The sequence below is a fragment of the Chryseobacterium polytrichastri genome, assembly GCF_900142445.1.
GTDB classification, from domain to species: Bacteria; Bacteroidota; Bacteroidia; order Flavobacteriales; family Weeksellaceae; genus Chryseobacterium; species Chryseobacterium polytrichastri.
Genome location: NZ_FRAV01000006.1, coordinates 157,121 through 177,021 on the forward strand (window position 1 = coordinate 157,121; position 19,901 = coordinate 177,021).

Genomic DNA, 19,901 nt, shown 5'->3' on the forward strand with positions numbered 1-19,901 from the left:
TGTACAAATTTATAAAAAATGTTTAAATTACTTTCAAAAGAAAGCAATATTTTTTCAATTCCTGTTTATATTGGTTTTCTTCTTTTAATCGTAATCGTATTTAACATATTGAATTTCAACACAAAAGAGACAATTACAGCAGGGATAACATTTCTGGGAATTGCCTTGGGATATTTTTGCTTTCATAGCATTGCTCTTAATTATCAGACACACCTGCCTTTATTTTTATATACATTCTTTATTTTCGGGTTGTATCCCGGCAATTTAGATATTGGAATTGCAGTTGCACTTCTTACCAATTCTTTTCTTTTATTACTTTTAACAAGCACAGATGAAGATCTTAGAAAGAAATCTTATGTATTGGTGGGCTCCATTATCGCATTGAATTTTATTTTTCTGCCAACAACATGGCCAATGGCGGTTTTTGTGATCATTCACCTTATTGCTACCTCGCAGAAGATTGTATTAAATATTTTCAGGTTTATTTTTGGGGTGTTACTAATAGCATTCAGTTACTTTTGCATCATGTATTTCTTTAGATTTACCTCTTGGAATCTTGATTATTTCCCATTTGGAAAAATGAGAATCATAACAGATTATACTCAACTGTTACCTTTAATCCCGATTGCTTTAATGCTGATTTACGCAGTATATGACCATTTCCAAAACTATAATAAAAAAAGCCCGATAAGCAGATATAAGTATACTTTTCTACTGGTCTTTTCATTAGCTCAGCTTGTTACTATTATATTTTATATGAATACGAGCTATGAATATTTATTACTATTGGCATTTCCTGCAAGTATTATTTTGAGCAGGATGCTAAAGTTTTTACCTAAATATTGGATGCAGGAAGTAAGCATATGGCTTATCCTTATTAGTTTAGTTACTTTTAAAGTAGTAAGTTACCTTTAAAACAGGTATTTATTTCGATTGAATAAAAAAAGATTATGATTCAGATAGACGAAAAATTGATTTCCGAGGATATATTTTCCGAAGAATTTGTTTGCAACCTTAGCAAATGCAAGGGTGCATGTTGTGTGGAAGGAGATGTAGGTGCTCCGTTAGATAAAGATGAGCTGGAAATTTTAGATTCAATTTTTGATAAAATAAAGCCCTACCTTACTCCAGAAGGGATCAAAGCTGTTGAAGAGCAAGGAACTTGGACAACAGATCCTTCGGACGGAATGTACGTAACGCCAATGGTTGAAGACCGTGAATGTGCTTATGTAACATATGATATACGAGGAATTACAAAATGTGGAATTGAAAAGGCTTACGAAGATGGCGCTGTAGATTGGCAAAAACCAATCTCATGCCACCTCTATCCTATCCGTGTCACAGAATATTCTGCATTTACTGCTTTGAATTATCATGAGTGGAATGTATGCAGCGATGCTTGTACACTAGGAAAAGAACTTCAGGTTCCTATTTACAAATTCTTAAAAACACCATTAATAAGAAAGTATGGTGAAGAATTCTACGGTGTTCTAAGTGAAGCTGCCGATGAATGGAAGAAAGAATATGGCAACTAAAAATAAAAGCCGCAAATCAGTGATTTGCGGCTTTTTTATCGTTAAAAATTAAATATTTCTATTTAAAATCTGCATCTGTAACTCCAGAATTGATTACAATTTTTGTTGTTTTAATTGTAATCTTCTGACCTTTTCCTTCAGCTTCAATTTCAGATGGGAATTGGATACCATCTACTGTCATATAGCTTTTGATTGTTGCTGTTCCTTCCTCAGAACTAGATTTATGCAATAAAGAAGTAGAAGCATCAAAATAATATTTTCCTTTATCTGAAGCTAAAACATTGTAATCTTTTCCATCTATTTTTTCTACTGTAACATTTGGAAATTTAGCAGGATCATACCCTAATGCATCAATTGTCTTGCTTTTTTTAAGTTCAACAACTTTGTCTGCAGGAATATCATTTTTTTGTCCCATTTGGTCAAAATATCCTTTCTCTCCATCAAAAAGCTGAGTCATTGTCTGTCCCATTACTGTTTGTACAGATTTGAATTTATTACCCATTTTTTTAGTCGTCATAGAGATTTCCATCCCTTGTACAGAAAGCGTATTATCTGTGATGGTACTTTTTACGCCTTCTAATTTATCTTTTCCACCCAAAACTTTAAGATAATTATCTATAACTTCTTTGGAGGTTAGTTTTGATTTTACAGCTTCCGTTTTAGCGGGAGCAGCAGTTGTTTTTTGCGCAGCTACTGATGTGGAAAATAGTACAGCACAGAAAAACGGGATGATGATCTTTTTCATATACGAATTTTAAAGCGTAAATATAGGAATATTGACTGATATAAAATCTGCTTGTTTTGTAATAAAAAAGTGTTAAAAATCTGTCTTATTAAACCAATTAAAATGATAATTTCCCCTATCTTCTTAAAACAATATAATAAAATCTTAAATTTGTTTGCATGAATATACTGGTAATAGAAGATGACTTACGCGTTGCAGATCTCATTCACAGAGGGCTGCAGGAGCATGGTTTTACTGCAACCCTGGCTTACGATGGGCTTTCAGGCAAAAAATTGGCTCTGCAAAACGATTATGATCTCATTATTACAGATATTATCCTACCCAAAATGGATGGCCTTGATCTTTGCAAACAGGTTCGCCAGACCAAGCCTGAACTTCCTATCATTATGCTCACCGCCTTAGGAACTACAGATGATAAAGTAGAAGGTTTTGACGCCGGAGCTGATGATTATCTGGTAAAGCCTTTTGAGATGCGTGAATTGTTAGTCCGTATCCGAGCTTTGCTTAAACGCAATCATAAAACCGTAAACAACACCGGTTTTATCCTCCGCTTTGCTGATCTTGAAATGAACTTAAGTACTAAAATTGTAAAAAGAGGAAACCAGGAAATCAATCTCACACCCAAAGAATTTAAACTGTTGGAATACATGATTCAAAACCCGGAAAGAGTATTATCCCGAGTAGAAATTGCAGAAAAAGTTTGGGACACGCATTTTGACACAGGCACGAATTTTATTGATGTATATATCAATTATTTAAGAAAGAAAATCGATAGAGATTTTGAAGAAAAACTGATCCATACCAAATCCGGGATGGGATTTATCTTAAAGAATAAATAATGCAGATTAAGACCAGAATCACCTTATTGTTTACCGCAATTACAGTCACTATTCTATTGGTGTTTGCTTTAGTGGTGTATACTTCTGCCAAAGAAAGCCGGGAAAAAGAATTTTATAATCTTTTGAAAAAAGAAGCTTATACCAAAGCCAATATCTTTCTCAATGCTCATGTGGATAAAAAGACGCTCCAGGAAATTTACCATAACAACCGAAATATACTGAACGAAGTAGAAGTCGCCATCTATGATACAGATTTTAACCTCATCTATCACGATGCTGTAGATAGCGATATTGTAAAAGAAACTCCTGAAATGCTGCAAAATATTCGGTTAAAAAAGCAAATCAGTTTTTATCAGGGAGAATGGCAGGTTGTAGGGATTGTTTACCAATACCAATACAAAGAATATTTAATTACTTCTGCAGCGTATGATCTTTACGGTTATAATAAGCTGAACGATCTTCTAAAGACCATCATCATTGTATTTTTTACGTCTTTAGTCATTATTTATATTGCGGGAACATTGTTTTCAAGTAGGATATTAATGCCTATCAAAAAAATGATGGAAAAAGTAACAACCATTTCTGCAACCAATTTGGATCTCCGCTTGGTAAGCTATAATAGTAAAGATGAGCTTTCCCAACTCGCGAACACATTCAATGAAATGCTGGATCGATTAGAAAACTCTTTTGACTCTCAAAAACATTTTGTTTCTAATATTTCTCATGAGCTCAGAACTCCCCTTTCAGCTATGATTGCAGAACTCGAAATTTCCGGCAATAAAGAACGAAATATTCAAGAATATAAAACGGTTATCCATAATGTTTTGACGGATGCTAAAAAACTGGTACGCCTTTCTAACAGTTTATTAGATTTAGCAAAAGCCAATTATGATCGTTCAGAGATCGGTTTTAAACCCATTCGTATTGATGAAGTTTTATTGGATGCCCGAAAACAAACCCTTCAAGCCAACTCCGACTATAAAATTGATATTCACTTTGAAAATGATTTTGAAGATGATCATCAGATTTCAGTGAACGGAAATGAATATCTTTTGAATGTAGCTTTTATTAATATTTTCGAAAACGGTTGTAAATTTTCCAATGACAAGCAGAGCATTGTTTCTATTTTATTTGATGCTAAAAAAATAATCCTGAAGTTTTCTGATAAAGGAATCGGTATTACTGAAACCGATTTAGAAAACATATTTACCCCTTTCTACCGCGGAGAAAATAAAACGTTCGCAGATGGAAATGGGATTGGCTTATCTCTTACCCAAAAAATCATCAACCTTCATGAAGGGAAAATAAGTGTTCAATCTTCACTCAATCAAGGCACTACTTTTATCATTGAGCTACCTCATCTTTAATTCTCTAATAAAATTCTAATTTTTTTCTGTAGATTCTCTAACTGCCTTTCAGGAAAGGGATACAGACCTTTGCACCCACAATTAAAAACGGTAGCAAATGGAACTATTAGAATTCACTACAAGACTTTTTAGCAGTCTGCTCCTTGGTGCTATTATTGGCATCGAGAGACAGTGGCGACAAAAAAGTGCAGGACTAAGAACCAACACACTGGTATCTCTTGGCTCTACTGCTTTCCTATTACTTTCCTTAGAAATTGGAGGGGATGCTGTAGGAAGAATAGCCTCATACATCGTAAGTGGAATTGGCTTTCTTGGTGCCGGAGTCATCATGAAAGATGGGCTTAATGTATATGGCCTCAACACCGCTGCTACCATCTGGTGCTCTGCAGCGGTAGGAACATTATGTGGGATGGGATTATATGGCCAGGCAGCCATTGTTACAGCCGCTATTATGCTTTCTCATATCATCCTAAGACCTTTAGGTATTCTATTAAATAAATTAAGTTTCCATACTTCAAACGGCGCCCAAACCGATTATTTATTTACCATAAAATGCAGACCCGAAGTAGAAAATCATATCCGCATATTGCTCATGCAAATGTTGGGAAATGATGAAAAACTTCTGATGAAATCATTATCCAGTGACGATACTGATGATTTGTCAAGCGTTATCATCACCGCGATTATTACAACCTTAACAGCACAAGATAGTTTAATAGAAAAAGCTGCCAGCAGGCTCACGATAGAAGATAAAGTAATGAAAGTCAGTTGGGAAATCATAGGCACACAATCTGATTTGTAGACCCTCCTATTCAATTATTGTCTATTGATTTCCCTTTTATTCAGCCCCTATTATTTTCTACAGTTCATACTAATTCTTACTTAATAATACACTCTATTATTATGAAACTAAACTTTAAAGCGAAAAACCCTTTTCATTCTGCGATTACATCCAACGGAATGAACGTAGGAACCATCACTAAGCTGCAAAATGCTTCCAAACAAAACGAGAATTTCATCTATGCTATGCTTGAAACCAGCGAAGAAGGAATCAGTGAGGTAACAGCTAATGACCGTATCCAAACCTTTGGAACCAACGAAATACAACATCAGAAAGCACCTGCATGGTATCTGCAGTTATTAAAATCATTTTTAAATCCGTTTATCTATATATTAATTATCATTGCCATTGTTTCATTTATCATTGATATCTGGTTACCCGCAAAAGAAGAACGTGATTTTAAAACATTGATCGTCATTTCTATTATGATTCTTATTAGTGCACTGCTCCGTTTCATTCAGGAATTCCGAAGCAACAGCGCTGCCGATAAACTAAAAAGCATGGTGAAAACCACCGCTACGGTAAAACGTAAATTTTTAGAAAAAAAAGAAATTCCGATCAGTGAATTGGTACCTGGTGATGTAATACACCTTTCTGCCGGAGATATGATTCCTGCTGACTGCCGCATTATGCAAAGCAAAGACCTTTTCATTAGCGAAAGCATGTTGACCGGTGAAGCGCTTCCGGTAGAAAAAAATCATCTTCCGATTCGGGACGCTGAAAAAAAGCAGATCATTGAGCTTAATAATCTTTGCTTCATGGGAACCAACGTAGTAAGTGGTTCTGCAACTGCTTTGATTGTAGCCACAGGAAAATACACCTATTTTGGAAGCATCAGCAAATCAATCATCACTGAAAGACCGGAAACAGCTTTTGATAAAGGTATTAATAAACTGAGCTTTCTTCTGATTCGCTTTATGCTTGTCATGGTTCCTGTTATTTTCCTAATCAATGGATTTGTAAAAGGCGATTGGTTAGAAGCTTTATTATTCTCAGTTGCCGTAGCCATAGGATTAACCCCTGAAATGTTACCCATGATTGTTACGGCTAATCTTGCCAAAGGAGCAGTAAACATGAGTAAGCATAAAGTGATTGTAAAAAGATTGGATGCCATCCAAAATATTGGAGCGATGGATATTCTTTGCACCGATAAAACAGGAACATTAACACTCGACAAAATTGTTCTTGAAAAACATTTGAATGTACTAGGCACCGAAGATGATGAAGTATTGAAATGGGCCTATCTAAACAGTTTTCATCAGACAGGATTAAAAAGTTTAATGGACAAAGCTATTTTAGAACACATCGAACTTCATGATTATCTGAAAGCGGATGAACAGTACATTAAAGCAGATGAAATTCCTTTTGACTTTCAACGAAGAAGAATGTCTGTCATCCTTAAAATGCACAATGGGAAACATTTGTTAATCTGTAAAGGTGCCGTAGAAGAAATGCTGGAATTATGCAGCCATGCCTTTGATCCGGGAGAAGACCGCAGCGTTCATATTGAAAATGATGTAGCCGTTAAAATGGATGATACCATGCGCAATACCGTTCTCAACACTTCAAAAAAAATGAATGAAGAAGGACTTCGTGTATTATTGGTAGCCATCCGAGAGTTTGATTCTCTTCATCCTTTAACCTACTCCATTGAAGATGAAAAAAATATGACGTTAACCGGATTTATTGGTTTCCTAGATCCTGCTAAACCTTCAGCACAGCCTTCTATTGAAGCATTGCATAAATTGGGTGTTACTGTGAAAGTGTTAACGGGAGATAACGAGATCGTTACGCAAAAAATATGTAAAGATGTTGGTATTCCGGTTCATCATATCATCAATGGACATGAGCTTGATGATATGTCAGAAGAAGCATTAACTGAGCAAATAGATCAAGTTTCTGTATTTGCAAAACTGAATCCGCTACAAAAAGTAAGAGTGGTACAAGCTTTACGAGACAAAGGACATACGGTAGGTTTCATGGGAGATGGAATTAATGATGCAGCCGCTTTGAAGCAAGCTGATGTTGGAATTAGTGTAGATACCGCCGTAGATATTGCCAAAGAAAGCGCAGATATTATTCTGTTGGAAAAAGATTTAATGGTGCTTCGAAAAGGAGTTATATACGGCAGAAGAACATTTGGAAATATCATTAAATACATCAAAATGACAGCCAGCAGCAACTTCGGAAATATGTTCAGTATGCTGGGAGCAAGTGCTTTTTTGCCTTTCCTTCCTATGTTGCCTGTACACATCTTAATACAAAATTTATTATATGATGTTTCTCAGATCTCCATTCCTTGGGATAAGATGGATGAAGAATTTTTAACTGAACCTAAAAAATGGGATGCAGTAGACGTTAGAAGATTTATGCTTTTTATTGGTCCGATAAGTTCCATATTTGATTTTATTACGTATGCGGTGATGTATTATTTCTTTAAAGCGAACAGCCCTGAGCATCAGACTTTATTTCAAAGTGGATGGTTTGTAGAAGGATTGCTTTCTCAAACATTAATTATTCACATGATAAGAACTCGGAAAATACCATTTATCCAAAGTTGGGCTTCTGCACCCGTTGTTGCATTAACTTCTTTAATTATGGTTATTGGAATTTTCATTCCGTTTTCTCCATTTGCTGCCGGGCTAAAATTACAGCCTCTGCCTTTAAGTTATTTCCCATGGTTGGTAGGGATTCTTTTATCCTATTGTTTATTGACCCAATTGGTGAAAAACTGGTTTATCAAAAGGTTCAACAGCTGGCTATAAATATAAAATAACATTTCATTCTTTTCTAATCAACTCCCATTTTGGGACAATTAATTTATATCAATAAAATTTAAAAATATGATGAATAATACCCTAGTCAAAATCATCAGCAACATGAAAACTGTTGTCGTATTGGCAGTGATTCCTTTTGCTTTACATTCTTGTAAAAATGAAAGTAAAGACAAGGATGATCAGGAAAATAATAAGAATTATACGGTGAGTAATGGAATCATTACTCTTGTTGAAAAATCAAGTATTAAAAGCCGCTTGAGCCTTTTAAAAACATCCGAACAATCTTTTAATTTAGAATTAACCACTGCAGGAACGGTACAATCTATTCCGAACAATCTGGCGGAAATAAGAGTTCCTTTTACCGGACGAATTCTAAAATCTTTTGTTCGATTAGGACAATCCGTGCAACCGGGTTCTCCCCTTTTTGAATTCAGTTCACCTGATTATTCCACTGCTCAAAAAGAATATTTTGACAGTAAGCAAGAATTAAAACAAGCCGAATTAACGAAAAAACGTCAACAAGATCTCTTCAAACACGGCGTGGGAGTCAAAAGTATATTAGAGGAAGCCAATACCGAATATGAGATCAAAAGATCAGCAATGCTCAATGCTGCCGCCGCTTTAAAGATTTTCAATGTAAATCCTGAAAAAACAAGTTTAGGAAAACCTTTAGTGATCACCTCTCCTATCGCGGGAGATGTTGTGATCAACAAAATGGTCATCGGTAATTATTCAAAAGAAGATGCGGATCCTGTAGCCATCGTTGCCGAGCTTTCCAAAGTTTGGGTGGTGGCTCAGGTAAAAGAAAAAGATATTCGATTTATCCACAAACTGGATAATGTTGAGGTGAATGTAGATGCTTTCCCGGACAAGAAAATCATCGGTAAAGTATATCACATCAATGACATCGTTAACGAAGAAACCCGAAGCATTGAAGTATTAATAGAATGTGACAACAAAAACAGAGATCTAAAACCGGGGATGTATGCTACCGTACATCTTACAGACGCTCCTTCATCTGCCATATTGCTTCCTTCAAAAGCAGTGCTTCAGGAAAATGATGATGAGTTTGTCTTTGTGGAAGTAGGAAAAAACAAATATCAAAAGAGAAAGATTGTAACTCAGGGAACTTCTGACGGAAAAATCGTAGTGAAATCAGGGCTAAAGGCAGGAGAAACCATTGTATCCAACGGTGGTATCTATTTATTGGAAGCTAAATAACTGTTTAAAAAAAAATCACATGAATAAACTTATCAATACTTCGATAAAAAAACGCATGGTCATGGCGGCCCTTTTTCTCCTGTTGGGATTTTTTGGATATTACTCATGGAAACAATTATCTGTTGAAGCCTATCCGGATATTGCAGATGTTACTTCTCAGGTAGTAACGCAGGTTCCTGGATTAGCAGCAGAAGAAGTAGAACAGCAAATCACCATTCCTGTAGAACGTGCCTTAAATGGTTTACCCGGAATGCATGTAATGCGTAGCAAAAGTACTTTTGGGCTGTCTATGATTACCATTGTTTTCGATGATGGCATCGATGATTATTTTGCCAGAACACGTATCAGCGAAAGGCTTGCAGAAGTAGCATTACCTTATGGCGCCGTGCCAGGTCTTGATCCGCTCACCTCACCTGTAGGAGAAGTCTACCGATATATTATAGAAAGTGACCATCATGATCTGCGTCAATTAACAGATCTGCAAAACTTCACAATCATTCCGCGCATCAAACAAGTTTCGGGGGTTGCGGATGTTACCAATTTCGGAGGAATTACGACTCAATTTCAGATTGAAGTTGATCCTAGAAAACTAGAGCAATACAATCTTTCATTAGATAAAGTGATTGCCACCATTGAAGAAAATAATGTAAATGCAGGAGGCAGCGTACTTCCCAGAGGAGATTTGGGATATGTGATAAGAGGAATCGGATTGGTAAAAAACCTTGAAGATCTTGGAAAAATTGTTGTAAAAACAGAACAGGGAGTTCCTATTTTCCTGAATGATATTGGGAAATTAAAATATGGGAACCTCGAAAGAAAAGGCGCATTAGGTTATAGCGACAGAAAAAGAAATTATTCCGAAAGCATAGAAGGAATTGTTTTGCTTCTTAAAGGGCAAAACCCTTCTGTTGTTTTGGAAGGTGTTCATCAGGCGATAAAAGATTTAAACAATGGCGAGCTTCCGGAAGGGGTAAAAATACACGCATTCCTAGACAGAACCGATCTTGTAAAAACGACGCTCGACACCGTTTCTCATACCTTATTAGAAGGCGTCGCGTTGGTTATTGTGATCTTAATTATCTTTTTAGGAAGCTGGAGAGGCGCTTTATTAGTCGCTATTACCATCCCGTTATCTTTATTAATTGCCTTTATTTTAATGCATTTCACCCATATTCCCGCCAATTTACTTTCATTGGGAGCCATAGATTTTGGGATTATTGTAGATGGAGCTATCGTTATGATGGAAGCTATTTTAAAGAAAAGAGAAGAAAACCCTAAAGAAGAATTAAAGGAAAAAAGTATTGCCAACATCGCTGCAGAGGTAGCAAAGCCTATTTTCTTCGCCACCATTATTATCATCACCGCTTATCTTCCTTTGTTTGCTTTTGAAAGAGTAGAGAAAAAACTATTTACGCCGATGGCATTTACGGTAGGCTATGCTTTATTAGGTGCATTAGGAGTTGCTTTATTGTTAATTCCGGGATTGGCTTATATGATCTATCGCAAGCCACAGAAAATATACCATAACAAATGGCTCGAAAAACTAACGAATATCTACTACAGCAGGATTCAGAAAATAATGAGTCACCCCAAAAAAGTATTTATTCCATTAGGGATTATCTTATCGTTAACAGCAGCATTAAGCTATTTTGTAGGCAAAGATTTCTTACCTCCTTTAGATGAAGGTTCCATTTGGCTGCAGGTACAATTGCCTTCCGGAATTTCGGTTGAAAAATCTAAGGAATTGAGTGATACACTTCGGGCAAGAACAATGAAACACAAAGAAGTTACTTATATCATGGTGCAGGCAGGTCGTAATGATGATGGGACCGACCCGTGGACCGCCTCCCACTTCGAAGTTTCTGTAGGAATAAAACCGTATAAAGACTGGCCATCAGGGAAAACTAAAAATGATCTTATTGAAGAACTTTCTCAAGAATATAAGAAGCTACCCGGCTATTCTGTAGGGTTTTCTCAACCGATGATTGATGGCGTAATGGATAAAATTTCAGGAGCTCACAGTGAACTTGTAGTAAAAATCTATGGTGCTGATTTTAAAGAAACCCGCAGAATTGCAGATGATGTGATGAAAACATTAAAAAAAGTTCCGGGCGCGGTTGATTTAGCCATTGATCAGGAGCCGCCGCTTCCTCAATTACAAATTCATGCCAACAGAGAGAAAATTGCACAATATGGATTGAACGTTTCTAAGGTTGCCGAATTAATAGAAGTTGCCATCGGAGGGAAAGCCGTCTCTCAAATTTTTATCGGAAATAAAGTCTACGACATCATCTGCCGATATAATGATGACAGCCGTAATACACCTGATAAAATTGCCAATCTGATGCTGACCTCAGAAACGGGTGCCAAAATTCCACTCTCTCAGGTGGCAGATATAAAACTGAGTACCGGAGAAAGCACCATCACCCGCGAAATGAATAAAAGACATTTAACCGTAAAATTAAATGTAAGAAACCGTGATCTTAATTCATTGCTTCAAGAAGCCCAAAGCAGCATTGAAAAAAATGTGAAGTATGATTATTCCAAATATAATATTGTTTGGGGAGGCCAGTTTGAAAACCAAAACAGAGCCTATACGAGATTGGCGTTTATTGTTCCTTTGGCATTAACTATTATGTTCATCTTATTGTATGCAGCATTTGGAGAATTTCGTCAGGCCGGGCTGTTAATCAGTATTGTTCCATTGGCTTTATTCGGTGGAATGCTTGCCTTAAATATTCGAGGAATGACCTTAAATGTATCTTCAGCCGTAGGATTTATCGCCCTCTTTGGCGTGGCTATTCAAAATGGAGTTTTGATGATCTCGCATATTAATCATTTAAGAAAAGAAGGAACAGATTTACTACAAGCCGTTATAAAAGGAGCAAAAGACCGTTTTCGCCCTGTTTTAATGACAGCCACCGTTGCCATATTGGGATTATTTCCGGCATCATTAGCAACAGGAATTGGCTCTGATGTACAAAGACCTCTCGCCACCGTAATTGTGTACGGATTGTTATTTTCTACCATTATTACGCTGTTTGCTTTACCCGCTTTGTATTATTTGATAGAAAGAAAATGGGGACAAAATTTTAATACACAAAAAGATTAAAAAATGAAAAAATATATAAAATCATTTTTCGGTATCATAATCTTAGGTTCAATATCTAGTTTACATGCTCAAATTATTGATACTGCTTTTGCCAAGCAACCTTTAGACTACCCTACTTATTTGAGTCTTGTGGGGAAAAATAATCTGGCGTATTCCGCAGAGAAATTTAATTTGAATATCGCTGATGCAGAAATACAAACGGCCGGTATATTTCCTAATCCGGAATTGGGTTTCGGGTGGGTAGATAACGGACAAAGAAGAATGAATATGGGGTATGGATTTAATTCTGAACTAACCTGGACATTAGAACTTGGCGGAAAAAGAAAAGCCCGAATAGATGTTGCCAAAAATCAAAAAGAATTGGCTCGATTATTATTAGATGATTATTTTCGAAATCTTCGTGCTGATGCTACGCTGGCTTTTTTATCGGGAATTCAAAATCGCTTGCTGCTGGAGGTTCAATCTTCCTCTTATCAACAAATGAAGCAATTGGCTGAATCGGATAATATCCGTTTTAAGTTGGGCGCTATTTCAGAAGTTGATTCCCGCCAAAGCAAATTGGAAGCAGGAACCATGCTTAATGATGTATTTGCAGCAGAAGCAAAATGGAAAGCCTCTTTATCAAGTCTTTCCTTACTTTTAGGAAGATCTCAAAATGATGCTTTCATTGATCCCAAAGGTGATTTTTCAGATTTTGATCGTGATTTTTCATTGCAGGAACTTATTCTTACCGCACAAAATAACAGGTCGGATCTTAAAGTAGCCCTACAAAATAAAAGTATTGCCGGAAGTGTATTAAAATTAGCCAAAGCCAACAGAGCCATAGACCTTGGCTTATCCATGGGAGCCAACTATGCATCGTATGTTCGTAATGCGATTGCACCTACTCCATCTACAACGGGCATTAATGTAGGTATTAGTATTCCGTTAAAGTTTTCAAATAATAAACCCGGAGAATTACTTGCTGCAAAATATACGTTGCAACAATCAGAACAGCAATATAAGCAGACAGAACTGGAAATTCAAAGTGAAGTAACACAGGCTTATTTTACTTATATCGCAGCTCAAAAACAGGTTAAACAGTTTAATACCGGATTATTAAAAGAAGCTAAAACAATTCTGGACGGCAAAATTTACAGCTATAAAAGAGGAGAATCTTCTATTTTGGAATTATTGACTGCCCAAAAGACGTATAATGAAGTCAAGCAAAACTATCACGAAGTGAATTACGAATTTGCTGCAGCTTTGGTAGAATTGGAAAGAACAGCCGGAATCTGGGATATTAATTTTTAATAAATAGCCTGTTTAAATAAATAGCCTGTTTAAATAAATTAAAAATTTAGCCGCAAAAAGTACAAAAGCGATTGTTAAACTATTTTGAAAACAAAAGGTTATAAAAGAATTAATTACAATCAAAACTTTTAAAATTCAACTTATATGAAAAAAATATTCATCATACTCATATCCTTTTTCATCTATTCAGTTTCGTATGCTCAAGTAGAAGAAAATAACAAGAATGATCTTTCCCCCGCTGATAACAATACAGTTTCATGGGGAATAAAAGCAGGTGTTAACATGTATAATCTATACGGAAAAGAAAGAGATTATATTTTTGCCGATCAGAAAACATCTTATCAACCAGGCTTTCATATCGGAGGTTTTGTAAACACCCGAATTAATGAAAGATTAGGACTTCGACATGAATTAATTTTCAGTCAAAGAAAAGCAGGCGTTCATCTTAGTGATTCCATTAACGGAATTTATAAATCTACCCTTACGATGTATTTTATTGATGTGGTTCCTGCCAACCTTACGTATCAGGTATCAAAAAACATTCAGGTATACGCAGGACCGTATGTAAGCGCCTTAGTAGCCGCCAATATTAAACGAAAAGATGAAAACGGAAATACTTTTAGAGACAAAAGTATTTATGGAGATCCTTCCAATGACGAAAAAGAAAGTCGCTATCTCCAAAAGTTTGATTTTGGATTGAACATCGGTGCGCAATATCAGATCAAGCATAATTTAGCGGTAGAATTAAAATACACGCATGGATTCCTAGATCTATTCCAATACGCCAACAGTTATACCAACGAAGATACCAAACATGATAAAATAAAAATTTTCAATAGAGGTTTTATGGCTTCTGTAGCATATAGCTTCAAGTAAATATATTTTATTAATGTAAAATAAACCCCATCAAATTGATTTGGTGGGGTTGTTAATTATTATGTTCTCTTTTCTAATATTTCTCTTTTACTTTTTCCAACCCAAAGTAATAAAAGTGCATCCATTATATAATACGACATGGTTTGTCGTGACGAGTGCTTAGCTTTGTATTAATAAAGAAAAAAGGAAATAACTTTCAAGTTAATTATTTTTAACAATCCTCAATTAGGTGAATTAAAATGATTATTTTCGCATCGCTTAAAACTAATAATCAAAGAGAACAATATATGAGAAAATTCTATATAGGTGCACTTTTTCTATGTGCAGTTGGCTACTCTGCTCAAGAAGTGGTTTGGCAAAAGGACATTAAATCCAATACTCAGGATTTTCTAAGCCAGGTCACTACAACAATCGATGAACAGTATTTAATTAGCGGAAGCTCCATCCAATCTAAAAAACTTTCTACAGACAACAAACAAAACAACGGTTACGATTTCCATTTGGTTAAACTTAACCAACAGGGCGAAGAAGTTTGGGAAAAGTATTTCGTCGGAAACAATCATGATTTCCTTTCAGCAACTGTATCAACCCAAGAAGGCGGATTTCTTTTAGCAGGCACTTCTTACAGCGGAAAAGGTCTGGATAAAAAAGATGATTCTAAAGGAGGATCTGATATTTGGTTGATAAGGCTTAATGAATTTGGAGACGAATTATGGCAAAAAACTTTAGGGAGTTCAGCCGATGAAGAAGCAAGATCAGTTATTCAAACGACCGATTTAGGATTCTTTGTTGCGGGTAATGTGCAAAACTCCGCTAAAGGTTATGGATCTAAAGATGTTTTAATTATAAAGCTCGATAAAAACGGAAAAGAATTATCACAATCTATTTTTGGAGGAAAAGGATTAGATGAAGTTGAAAAAATGATTCCAACAAAAGACGGAGGTACTTTGCTTGGGATATACTCCAGAAGTGGTATCAATGGTTCAAAGAAAACTGAAAACTTTGGCGAAGGAGATTATTGGATCATCAAGCTCAATAAAGAAGGCAAAGTAGAATGGGAGAAAAACTTTGGAGGAAAAGGTGATGACCATTTAAGAACGTTGGCTTTGACTTCAACAGGCTTTTTAATTGGAGGAGAATCGAGATCTGAACGCTCAGGAAATAAAACAGTTGGCATTGAAGAAGGTACGGATCTGTGGTTGATTTCGCTCAATGAAAGAGGTGAGGAAATCTGGCAGAAGTCTTACAACTTCAAGAACAGAGATGTTTTAATGGGAATGAGTGTTTTACATTCAGCAGATGATAAAACCTCAAAAGGGATTCTAATAGGCGGTTACACGCAAGCTGAGGGCAGAATACAAGCAGATGATGAAACTTTTTGGATGTTGTATTTAGATCAAAATGGGAATGAACAGTGGAGAAAACATGTAAAAGGAGAATCCAGTAAGAAAGAAGAAAGGTTATCTGATATTAAGCTCAACAGAGATGGCTCCATCGTTTTAGCAGGAACCAGTGCTGAGGAACTTGGAAAAGAAAACTGGAAGATTGTTAAGCTTGGAGATAAACAGATTGATCAATTGATTATAAAACAAGATATCAAGATCTATCCGAATCCTGTTTCAGATTATGCGTATGTAGAAATTGGGTTTGACTTTAAAGAAGCTGATATTATTGTTTACGATATGTCGGGAAGACAATTGCAAAGTTTTAAAACGAAGAATAAAGTGACTAAAATTAATACGCAAGCTTTGATTCAAGGAGCTTATTTGATTACGATTAAAACAGATTCTAATAAAACGGCTAACGCAAAACTGATTAAAAAATAAAACTAATTTTCATGAAGAAAAATACAATAGCTATAATTTTATTATTAGCTTCTTTAAATAGTGCAGTCTTCGCACAATCAGGAGCAGATGAGCCCAAAAGTTATGTGGGAGATATCAATAAGATGTTTGCATCGGCTCCTACTTCCAATAATTTAATGAAATTTGAAGAAGTCCCGGTAAGTTATTATACAGGAATTCCAGACATTAGTATTCCACTCGTTAGTATTCCAACGGGAAACTCCAAAGTTGCTGTAGGTGTTCAATTAAAATATCACCCATTAAATGCTAAGCCCGATGACAGAGCTGGTGAAACAGGATTGGGCTGGAGCCTTATTGCAGGTGGAACCATCTCCAGAACAGTAAGAGGTGGAAATCCCGATGAAAAAAACAGAACCATTGCTTTTTCTACTCCTCCAAAAGCCAAGTATGGTATTTATAATGAGATTTATAATCCTACCCCTAAGCTTATGAAGGATCAAACCATTGATTTAGATGAGTATAGTTTTCAAGCAGCAATGGGTAGATACGATACAGAATATGATTTATATCAGTATAATTTCATGGGCCAGTCCGGAAGATTTTATATTGTGAAAGATGATAATGGAAATTATAAACCTGAAAAACTGGATAAAAATAATTTACAGATTATCATTAATAATATTGCTCCAAATGAAATTACAAGCTTCACTATAGTTGATGACAAAGGAATCAGATATACTTTCGAGGCTATGGAGAAATCTCAAAAAAATTTAAATAATGTTAAAATTGGTATTATATCTGGTATAGGAAATCCTAATCCTAGTCTTGATTTTGGTAATTATTGGGCTGCATTTCATTTGATAAAGATAGAAGATCAAAATAATATTCTTCTCGCAAATTTTAACTATGCAATCACTTCAAAGGTGAAATTTGAAGAAACCCCCACCACTACAAAGAGATTTGCAAGCAATGTACAGTATACAAATAGCACTGGAAATCCTCAAATTCCTGATGGAAGTATGCCGGGAGCCTTTGAAACCCAATATACCTATAACGATACCAATACAAAACTACTCACTAGCATTGAAGTAATTGATAAGGGAACAATTTATTTAAACTATGAAAAAGGGAGACAGGATTCTAATTATACTGAGCCTGCAGAACTTTATAAGTTAAAATCTGTACAATCTAGCTCTATTGGACAAAATGCTCAACAATTTACAGATAAATACATTTTAGATTACGGTTACTCGAACACCAATTTCCAACCTGAAAATGGGGCTATGAAAACCTTGCAAAAAATGATTTTGACTAAAGTTACCAAAACAGCACCTAATGTACAGAACCAAGAGTATAATCTGGATTATTATCTAGCAGGTACAGGAATTCTTCAAAAAGATAAATGGGGATATTATACAGGACCTAGTCTAGCCTATAGAGCTGATGTATTGAAGTCCTTGACCTATCCTACAAAAGGGAAAGCCGTTTTCGATTTTGGACCGAATGATTATAGTCATTATTATAATGGAGCAGGAATGGCACCAATTCAGGGGCACTCAGAAATACAGAATAATGATTTTAGTGTGAATTTTGGGCACTTCAGTAATACAGATAAAAAATATTTTTTCACAGTAAATACTGCCCAGAATGTACCTTTACACCTAGGGTTGGGAAATCTAGTTAATTTTAAATGGGATTTTAAGATTTATAAAAAAAATACTGACAATACCTTTTCTCCATTTGTATATCGAAAGCAAATGGGAAATCAAACCTGTAATAAAACACAACCTCCTGCATGTCAAGTATCAAATCCTGACCCTAATGGAGAGATACATTATGATTATTATGAAAATATATACTTTGAACCGGGAGAATATTATGCTTCATTAGCTGGAAGCTACCCTCCATCAAATCCTGATGATACCTATGACCTTTTTGAAGCCACCACCACAGAGACGGTATTTATAGATGAAAAAATACGTTACGGAGGAGGGCTAAGAATTAACAGAATCACTTATTACGAAAATCCCACATCAAGTGTAGCTTCAAAAACATATGCTTATAATTATAAAAATATTAATGATACGCAGAGAAGTAGCGGAGCATTAGTTTTCCCTGAACCGATAACACGTTACAATGATGGTTATACTTATAGGAACAAACGTAATAATGAAACCATAACTTACAGTGCCCAATTTGAGGTAATCACAGATTATAATATCATCCCAGCAGAAAAAACTCAGGGATCAGATGTTGGATATAAATATGTAACGGTAGAACAGCTGGATAAAGATAATAATAGCAAAGGTAAAACGGTACATACATTCAGATCCCCTTTAGATTATCCAAATGTAGGAAGTTTATCTACCGTCGTACCCGTTATCCCTATCCCGAATCTTGATTATCTAAGAGGACAACAAATATCTGAAAAAACCTATAACTCAGCGGGCCAAATTCTGTCAGAAACCAATACAGACTATATAACTACAGAATTTGAAAAGAATGATGGAATAAAAATCTTTGATAATTATGAAAAAAATATGGTTTCTGAGTATTATGGATTTAATAATTATCAGTCTCTTTTCAATCATTTTCAGATAGGAATAACATTAACTATTCCGTATAAGAGTTTTGGAAAATTCGGTGTCACCTTACCAACCGAGAAGCGTGAAACCTCTTATTTCTATAAGAACGGAGTTCAAAGTTCAGTAAGTTCAACCACGAATACAGCTTATAACACGGAAGATTACCCTATCAATGTTACTCAAAGTGTTCAGGGAGGCGATACCTATGTTTCAGGGTACAAATATGCAAAGGAAAAAGCAAATCAGAGATTGATTGCTGCCAACATGCTTGCAATTCCATTGGAAACAGAATCTAAAAAGAATGGACAAACCTTGTCAAAAACAGAAACAAAATACGATAATGTAGCTAATCTGTTTCCAAGTTCTGTCATATCTTCTGATCTGCAAAACAGTACTCCTTATACAGAAGTTACGTATGAAAAATATGATGTAAAAGGGAACTTGCAGCAATACAAAACCAAAGACGGAACTTCAGTATCAATCGTTTGGGGGTATAACAATACCCAGCCTATTGCCAAAATAGAAGGGATTACGTATGATGCATTGGTTCAGGCAGCAGGTTCTCAATTATCAGCAGCGATTGCCGCTTCAGATACAGATGCTTCAGCAGTAGCGGGAGGAAATGAAGATGCTTTATTGTCTAAACTAAATGATCTTAGAGTAGCAATCAATGGATTTGGTCCTATTACGACTTACACGTATGATCCACTTATCGGAGTCCGAAGTATTACCCAGCCATTAGAAGTCCAGGAACTTTATTTGTACGATTCAGCCAACAGGTTAAAGGAGATCAAGCAGAAAGAAGTAAGCGCAACCAATGTTGTGTCGTATAAGACTGTAAAAGAATTTGAGTACCACTACAAAAACTAACAAATCGTGAAAAAAACAATACTACCCATTATATT

The 19,901-nt window shown here is 35.6% G+C and carries 13 protein-coding genes; 12 read left to right on the top strand and 1 reads right to left on the bottom strand.

Going from position 1 to position 19,901, the window contains the following annotated elements; genetic code table 11:
• Positions 1-18 precede the first annotated feature (18 nt).
• Positions 19-915: a DUF6427 family protein gene (locus BUB80_RS05625; protein ID WP_073291719.1), complete on the top strand. Its 897-nt coding sequence runs from the start codon at positions 19-21 to the stop codon at positions 913-915.
• Positions 916-950: 35 nt separating this feature from the next.
• The gene (locus tag BUB80_RS05630) at positions 951-1,535 is read left to right on the top strand and encodes a DUF3109 family protein (RefSeq protein ID WP_073291720.1); all 585 of its coding nucleotides are present in this window, start codon (positions 951-953) and stop codon (positions 1,533-1,535) included.
• Positions 1,536-1,593: 58 nt separating this feature from the next.
• Here the strand turns inward: BUB80_RS05630 and BUB80_RS05635 are convergent, their stop codons facing one another.
• Positions 1,594-2,280 (bottom strand): hypothetical protein, encoded by a 687-nt coding sequence (locus tag BUB80_RS05635; protein ID WP_073291722.1) that lies wholly within the window; start codon positions 2,278-2,280, stop codon positions 1,594-1,596.
• 158 nt (positions 2,281-2,438) lie between these two features.
• Here BUB80_RS05635 and BUB80_RS05640 point away from each other — a divergent pair, with 158 nt between their 5' ends.
• From BUB80_RS05640 to BUB80_RS05685, 10 genes are all read left to right on the top strand, one after another.
• Positions 2,439-3,119 carry a response regulator transcription factor gene (locus BUB80_RS05640; protein ID WP_073291724.1) on the top strand — a complete coding sequence of 227 codons (681 nt, stop codon included), beginning with the start codon at positions 2,439-2,441 and terminating at the stop codon, positions 3,117-3,119.
• The gene (locus tag BUB80_RS05645; RefSeq protein WP_073291726.1) at positions 3,119-4,486 is read left to right on the top strand and encodes a HAMP domain-containing sensor histidine kinase; all 1,368 of its coding nucleotides are present in this window, start codon (positions 3,119-3,121) and stop codon (positions 4,484-4,486) included. The genes BUB80_RS05640 and BUB80_RS05645 overlap by 1 nt, the downstream gene beginning before the upstream one ends.
• A gap of 97 nt (positions 4,487-4,583) precedes the next feature.
• A complete protein-coding gene (locus tag BUB80_RS05650) occupies positions 4,584-5,288 on the top strand; it encodes an MgtC/SapB family protein (RefSeq protein WP_073291728.1) in 705 nt (234 codons plus the stop codon).
• A 101-nt stretch (positions 5,289-5,389) separates the two neighbouring features.
• The gene (gene mgtA / locus BUB80_RS05655; protein ID WP_073291747.1) at positions 5,390-8,092 is read left to right on the top strand and encodes a magnesium-translocating P-type ATPase; all 2,703 of its coding nucleotides are present in this window, start codon (positions 5,390-5,392) and stop codon (positions 8,090-8,092) included.
• Between the two features lie 78 nt (positions 8,093-8,170).
• Positions 8,171-9,325: an efflux RND transporter periplasmic adaptor subunit gene (locus BUB80_RS05660; protein ID WP_228433696.1), complete on the top strand. Its 1,155-nt coding sequence runs from the start codon at positions 8,171-8,173 to the stop codon at positions 9,323-9,325.
• A gap of 19 nt (positions 9,326-9,344) precedes the next feature.
• Positions 9,345-12,437 (top strand): efflux RND transporter permease subunit, encoded by a 3,093-nt coding sequence (locus tag BUB80_RS05665; RefSeq protein WP_073291751.1) that lies wholly within the window; start codon positions 9,345-9,347, stop codon positions 12,435-12,437.
• Positions 12,438-12,440: 3 nt separating this feature from the next.
• A complete protein-coding gene (locus tag BUB80_RS05670) occupies positions 12,441-13,730 on the top strand; it encodes a TolC family protein (RefSeq protein WP_073291729.1) in 1,290 nt (429 codons plus the stop codon).
• Positions 13,731-13,874: 144 nt separating this feature from the next.
• Positions 13,875-14,606, top strand: a complete 732-nt coding sequence (locus tag BUB80_RS05675) for a porin family protein (RefSeq protein ID WP_073291731.1) — start codon at positions 13,875-13,877, stop codon at positions 14,604-14,606.
• Positions 14,607-14,893: 287 nt separating this feature from the next.
• The gene (locus BUB80_RS05680; RefSeq protein WP_073291753.1) at positions 14,894-16,432 is read left to right on the top strand and encodes a T9SS type A sorting domain-containing protein; all 1,539 of its coding nucleotides are present in this window, start codon (positions 14,894-14,896) and stop codon (positions 16,430-16,432) included.
• Between the two features lie 11 nt (positions 16,433-16,443).
• A complete protein-coding gene (locus BUB80_RS05685; RefSeq protein WP_073291733.1) occupies positions 16,444-19,866 on the top strand; it encodes a hypothetical protein in 3,423 nt (1,140 codons plus the stop codon).
• Positions 19,867-19,901 lie beyond the last annotated feature (35 nt).